Origin of the sequence: Streptomyces sp. ID05-39B (genome assembly GCF_033794725.1) — a bacterium.
GTDB lineage: Bacteria > Actinomycetota > Actinomycetes > Streptomycetales > Streptomycetaceae > Streptomyces > Streptomyces bobili.
Window position 1 is genome coordinate 1 of sequence record NZ_JARGEF010000355.1, and the last position, 6208, is coordinate 6208.

The 6208-nt window shown below is 71.7% G+C and carries 5 protein-coding genes; 2 read left to right on the plus strand and 3 right to left on the minus strand.

What is annotated here, in order from left to right:
- Positions 1 to 827: diacylglycerol kinase family protein (locus tag P1P75_RS38755; protein ID WP_319264233.1), on the minus strand; the 827-nt coding region annotated here is incomplete at its 3' end.
- Positions 828 to 1069: 242 nt separating this feature from the next.
- On the opposite strand from P1P75_RS38755, the gene P1P75_RS38760 reads away from it, so the two are divergent.
- A complete protein-coding gene (locus tag P1P75_RS38760) occupies positions 1070 to 2353 on the plus strand; it encodes an adenylosuccinate synthase (protein ID WP_319264234.1) in 1284 nt (427 codons plus the stop codon).
- Between the two features lie 326 nt (positions 2354 to 2679).
- The gene (locus tag P1P75_RS38765; RefSeq protein ID WP_319264236.1) at positions 2680 to 2973 is read left to right on the plus strand and encodes a hypothetical protein; all 294 of its coding nucleotides are present in this window, start codon (positions 2680 to 2682) and stop codon (positions 2971 to 2973) included.
- 24 nt (positions 2974 to 2997) lie between these two features.
- Here P1P75_RS38765 and P1P75_RS38770 read toward each other — a convergent pair whose 3' ends face one another.
- Both P1P75_RS38770 and P1P75_RS38775 read right to left on the minus strand, forming a co-directional pair.
- A complete protein-coding gene (locus tag P1P75_RS38770) occupies positions 2998 to 3648 on the minus strand; it encodes a hypothetical protein (RefSeq protein ID WP_086771790.1) in 651 nt (216 codons plus the stop codon).
- A gap of 142 nt (positions 3649 to 3790) precedes the next feature.
- A partial coding sequence (locus P1P75_RS38775) for a glycosyltransferase family 2 protein (protein WP_319264237.1) occupies positions 3791 to 6208 on the minus strand: 2418 nt, incomplete at its 5' end.

The following is a 6208-nucleotide window of genomic DNA, read 5'->3' on the forward strand; positions in this document are numbered from 1 at the left end:
GGCAGCACCAGCCCCAGTGCCCCCTCGCGCACCACCCACGTCCGCCGCCGTACCGGCCCCGCCACCGCCGCGTCGGCCCGGTAGCGGAAGTCCGCCCCGGACACCGTCACCGTGCGGCCCCGGGCCTCCAGCGGGGACGCCTCCGCGCCCACCGACACCGGCCGGACCCGCACCACCGCCGTGCCGGAGGCGCCCGGGGTCACCGAGACGGCCTCCACCGGCTGGCCCAGGTCGACGAGGGTCACCCCGTCGACCTCGATCCGCAGCCGCGTGGGGCCTGGGGCCGCCGGGGCCGGGGCGGGCCGGGACGGCACCAGCGTGCGCACGAGGGACTGGCAGGTCCGCAGCCAGGGCCGTATCCCGCCCGGATCGCGCTGTTCGTCCTGGCCGGCGAGCGGCGGGATCCGCAGCGTGCCCAGGACGACCCCGTCGCTGTCGTCGACGAGCAGGTCCAGGCGGCGCTCGGCGCCGTCCAGGACGGCCCGCGCCGCCGCCACGGTCCCCAGGGGCACCCCCAGGGACTGCGCGACGCTCAGGGCGCCACCCACGGGCACCACGGACAGCACGCATTCGGCCAGCTCCCGCCGCCGGTGCAGCAGGGTCACCGCGCGCAGCAGCGCACGGTCGTCACCGATCACGACGGGCCGCCGCGAGCCCCGGCGCGCGAGGACGCGGGCAAATTCCTCCGCGTCCTCCGGGAGGCACACTTTCGTGGCCGCACCCGCGCTGAGCACGTCTTTCGCGATCCGTACGGACTCTCCGTCCGTCCTCCGGGCGACCGGATCGATGATCACCAGCAGCTGGTCCGGCGTCGCGAAAGTCGCCACCTCGGTCCTGCCTCGCTTCCTCGGGTAGCATCTTTGTGCAAGAGCCCCTTGCGCTATTGCGCCAGGGGCTTCGTCTATTCCGGGGCATCCGGGTCCGACGGTGTGCGGCCGACGACGGTCGCTCGGCGGCCGAAGGCGGTCGCTGTACCGCGACCGACGACGGTCGTGGTGCACGCGGTGGTGAGAGCCTCCGCGTACGCCCCTGACCCTGGACATGCCCCACCCGGAAGGGGTGTACGCGCGTGCCCGCACTTGTGCTGCTCGGTGCTCAGTGGGGTGACGAGGGCAAGGGAAAGGCCACCGACCTGCTCGGCGGCTCGGTGGATTATGTAGTGCGTTACCAGGGTGGCAACAACGCCGGCCACACGGTCGTCGTGGGCGACCAGAAGTACGCATTGCATCTTCTCCCTTCCGGAATCCTGTCGCCCGGATGTACGCCCGTCATCGGAAACGGAGTCGTCGTCGATCCGTCGGTCCTGCTCTCCGAGCTGAGCGGTCTGAACGAGCGAGGCGTCGACACGTCGAAGCTGCTCCTCAGCGGCAACGCGCACATCATCACGCCCTACAACGTGACTGTCGACAAGGTGACGGAACGCTTCCTCGGAAAGCGGAAGATCGGCACCACGGGACGGGGCATCGGCCCGACCTACGCCGACAAGATCAACCGGGTCGGCATCCGCGTACAGGACCTGTACGACGAGTCGATCCTGCTGCAGAAGGTCGAGGCGGCGCTCGACGTCAAGAACCAGCTGCTCACCAAGCTCTACAACCGTCGCGCCATCGCGGTCGACCAGGTCGTCGAGGAGCTGCTGGCCTACGCCGAGAAGCTGCGGCCGTACGTCGCCGACACGGTCCTGGTGCTCAACCAGGCCCTGGAGGACGACAAGGTGGTCCTGTTCGAGGGCGGCCAGGGCACCCTCTTGGACATCGACCACGGCACGTACCCCTTCGTCACCTCGTCGAACCCGACCGCGGGCGGCGCCTGCACCGGCGCCGGCGTGGGCCCGACGAAGATCAGCCGGGTCATCGGCATCCTCAAGGCCTACACGACCCGGGTCGGCGCCGGACCGTTCCCGACGGAGCTGTTCGACGAGGACGGCGCGGCACTGCGCCGGATCGGCGGCGAGGTGGGTGTCACCACCGGCCGCGACCGCCGTTGCGGCTGGTTCGACGCGGTCATCGCCCGCTACGCGACCCGCGTGAACGGCCTGACCGACTTCTTCCTCACCAAGCTCGACGTCCTGACCGGCTGGGAGCAGATCCCGGTCTGCGTGGCGTACGAGATCGACGGCAAGCGCGTCGAGGAACTCCCGTACTCGCAGAGCGACTTCCACCACGCGAAGCCGATCTACGAGAACCTTCCGGGCTGGTCCGAGGACATCACGAAGGCCAAGACCTTCGAGGACCTGCCCAAGAACGCCCAGGACTACGTCAAGGCGCTGGAGGAGATGTCCGGCGCCCCGATCTCCGCGATCGGCGTGGGCCCTGGCCGGGACGAGACCATCCAGATCAACTCGTTCATCTAGAGGCCGGTCAGGGTCAGGTGCGGCGGCAGCCACGGCGGAGACGCCGGCTGCCGCCGCGCGCCCGGCGGCGCGGGCCGGTGGGTGTGACCGGCCCCGCGATGGGCGGTTCCGGGCCAGAGACACGCCGTGGAAGCGGGAGGTCGCCGGCCCGTATCTGCCCATCGGCGTCCGCCGGTCCGCCGGTCCGCCGGTCCGTCGGACCGCCGGCCCCCTCCGTCTCACCGGGAGTTGGCGCCGGCCCCCTCCGTCTCACCGGGAGATATGCCGCGAACAGGCATAGCCTGAAACTCACACCCCCGCGCGTCGACCAGGAGAAGGTGAGTGCGATGCGCGTACTGCTCAAGGCACGGATGGACACGGAGAAGGGCAACGAAGCCATTCACAACGGCACGCTGCCGAAACTGATTCAGGAGTTCGTGGAGCAGACCAAGCCCGAGGCGGCCTACTTCAGCTCCGACCAGGGCAAGCGCACCGCCTACCTGGTCTTCGACATGCAGGACAGCTCCCAGATGCCGGTGATCAGCGAGCCGTTCTTCCAGAACCTCGGCGCGGAGATCACCTACACGCCGGTCATGAACCTCGACGACGTGCAGAAGGGCCTTTCCCAGCTCGGCCGCTGAAGCCGGGCCTCCGACGGGTCAGTATCAGCTGAACACGATCATCGACCCCTGCGCCAGACTCCGCGTCGCCGCCGCGTGCAGTCCGAGCCAGACATGCCGTTCACGGGCGAACGGGCTCGGATCGTACGGCGGCGCGAGCGCCGGTTCCTCCAACTCCGTCGGGGCGGCCGGGGGCTGTGGCGCGGCCGGCGGATTGGCCGGATCGATGCCGATGGACGGGGCGACGTACTCCAGTTCCCGCAGCAGGGACTGCGCGGAGCCGAGCGGGCCGCCGCCGGCGAGGAGTTCGTCGTTGGAGAGGGGCTGGGGGAAGTCCACCGGGACGTAGGCGCCCGCGTGGTCGTAGTGCCAGACGAGGTGGGACTGCTGGGCGGTGGACTCGAACATCTCCAGGAGCTGCTCGTAGTCGCCGCCCAGGTCGTCCACCGGGGTCACCGGCAGCCCGCACACCTGGAGCAGGTAGGCGCGACGGAGGAAGTGCAGGGCGTCGTAGTCGAAGCCGGCCACGGGGGCGACGTCTCCGGACAGGCCCGGCATGTACTGGTACACCGGCACGGGTGGGAGTCCCGACTCGGCGAGCACCTTGTTGTACTGCGCGAGTTCCTCGGCGAAGGGATTGTCGGGGGTGTGGCACAACACGTCGACGAGCGGCACCAGCCACAGGTCACAGGCCAAAGAGAGCTCCTCACTCAGGGTGTCGCGTGGTCATTGCTTCCTGCCCGAACCGTCCATGCCCGAACGTCCATGCCCGAACGTCCATGCCCGAACGGCATGGCTTCCATGCCCGGACTGGGAAGGGTAGTCGGTGCCTCCCGCGTCAGCTCCCTTCGTGCAGGTCCCATACCCACACTCCGGCCACCCACGTCCCGGGGCGGCCCACGAGCTTGTCCACGGTGGCCCGAAGCGGCCCGTCGTGCGGCTGCGGGACGAGCACCAGCGCGCCCGCCCGCCAGTACGCGAGGTCCCGTCGGGTCTCCTCGCGCGCGCGGGCGTCGATCACCTGGGCGACGCCCGTCTCCCGTACGTCCTTGAGGAGGCTCGCCGTCCAGTTCAGCGGGACGCCGTAGACGCCACTGCGGTCGCCGTCGCCGTACGGCCGGTTGAAGTAGCCGCCGGGCATGCGGAAGCCGAGGCCGGCGGTGGTCTGCCAGTGCAGGGCCTCGGCGGCGGTGGGCTCGGGCAGTGGCACCGGCACGAGGGACTCACCGGGGCGGACGTACGCCTTCCAGGCGCCGTCGGTGAAGAAGGCGGGCGTCTCGGCGCGTGGCTCGGACCTCAGCGGGGCCGGTATCAGGGGGAGCAGGGCCAGGCAGACGGCGAGGAGACCGGCGTACTGCGTGCCCAGGGAGCGGGCGTGGGCCAGCCGGCCGATCGCGAGGGCGAGGAGCATGCCGAGGACGGGCGCGCAGATCAGCGCGACGCGGCTGACGATGACCGACTCCAGCAGCGGGAGGCCGGCCAGTGGCGCCCAGGGGCCCGGGATCTCCGCCCCGGTCAGCGGGACGTGGATGCGCGGACCCAGGGAGAGGACGGCCGCGGCGGTCGCGGTCACGGCCAGCGCCCTGACGACGGGCCGGCGCCACAGGGCGACGGTGATCGCGAGGGCGAGGAGGAGCAGGGGCCAGCCGTAGAAGGCGTTCTGCTCGGTCGGGTTGAGGGAGAGGGCGGCGGCACGGTCGGCGTCGCCCGCGAGGAGGGAGCGCTCGGCGAAGGTGAGCAGGGCGCGCACACTGTTGGCGGCGCCGGGGCCGTGGTCGAGGTGGGTGTAGCTCTGCGGGCCGGAGAACTGCCAGGCCAGCGGGTAGACGACCAGGGTCAGGCAGACGGCCGCGGCGAGCGCCAGGCCGCGCAGCAGGGGCCGTGAGGCCGCGCGGGCCACGCGGGGGCGTACGGCGGCGTAGGAGGCGGCGAACAGGAGCATGCCCAGCGCGGCCAGCAGCAGGGCCTCCTCGCCGAGGAAGACCTGGTAGGCGGCCATCAGGCCGAGAATCACCGCGTCGCGGGTGACCCGGGTGCCCGCGCACAGCCGCAGGCTCCGTTCGATGATCGCCGGGATCATGAACAGGATGACGAAATTGGGGTGGGCGTTGGCGTGGCTGACCATGGGCGGCGCGAAGGCGGCCAGCGCGGCCCCGGCGAAGGCGGCCCCCCGCTGCGGCACGAGCCGGCGCAGGATCAGCCGGTACCAGGCCGCCGCGGTGGCCGCGAGACCCAGTGTCATGGCGAGGCTGAGGGCGACGGCCGGGCCCCCCACGAGGGTGACCGGGGCGAGTGGCACGGACAGGCCGAACATGGCGGTGTTCGCCATGAGGTTCACACCGTCGGGGACGCCCTGGAGGTCGCTGAACAGCGGGTTCCGCAGGTGCGCCAGATTGTCGGCGGTCACCGCGAAGAACCACTCCCACTGGTTCTGGTCCTGGAGGGAGTCGGTGAGGTAGCGGTGGGCGGGGTCGAAGAAGCGGCCGGCGTAGAGCGTGACGGCCATGGCGAGGAACAGGGTGGCGGCGACGGCGTCGGCGGGCCTCGGGACCGGGAGGCGCAGGCGGATCAGGTCGCGCGGGAAGCGGAGGTAGTCCAGGGGGCGGATCTTGGAGCCGGGCCGGTGCGACCAGTGCACCGGGACCTCGGCGACCGGCCAGCCCGCCCGCTGGAAGTGGCGCAGGACCTCCACGTCGATGGCCCAGCCGTCCAGCCGGGAGGCGGCGAACGCGGCCCGGACCTTCTCACCGTCGAACAGCTTGAACCCGCACTGGGTGTCGCGTATCCCGCGCACGGCGGTCCAGCGGATGAGCAGGTTGCCGGCGCCGGCGAGGAGTTCGCGCACCGGGTGCCGGCGGTCGCCGAGCGTCGCCCCCGGAACGGCCCGGGAGCCGACCGCCGCAGCGCAGCCCTCCGCGAGCGCGGCGTCGAGCCGCTCCAGCTCGCTCACGGGTACGGCGAGATCGGCGTCGGTGATCAGCACGCGGCGCCCCCGGCTGGCGCCCACGCCGAGCCGCAGGGCGTGGCCCTTGCCGCGGTTGCGGGGGCTGGTGATCAGCCGCAGCCGGGGGTCGCGGCGCAGGGTGACGATCTCGCGGGTGGCGTCGGTGGAGCCGTCGTCGGCGACCACGATCTCCCAGCTGCCCCACCGGTCACCGGCGGCGGCGAGATGCCGGGTGAGGGCGTCGAGGGTGGGGCCGAGCCGCCGTTCCTCGTTGTAGGCCGGCACGACGACGGAGAGGTCGGGTACCGGGGG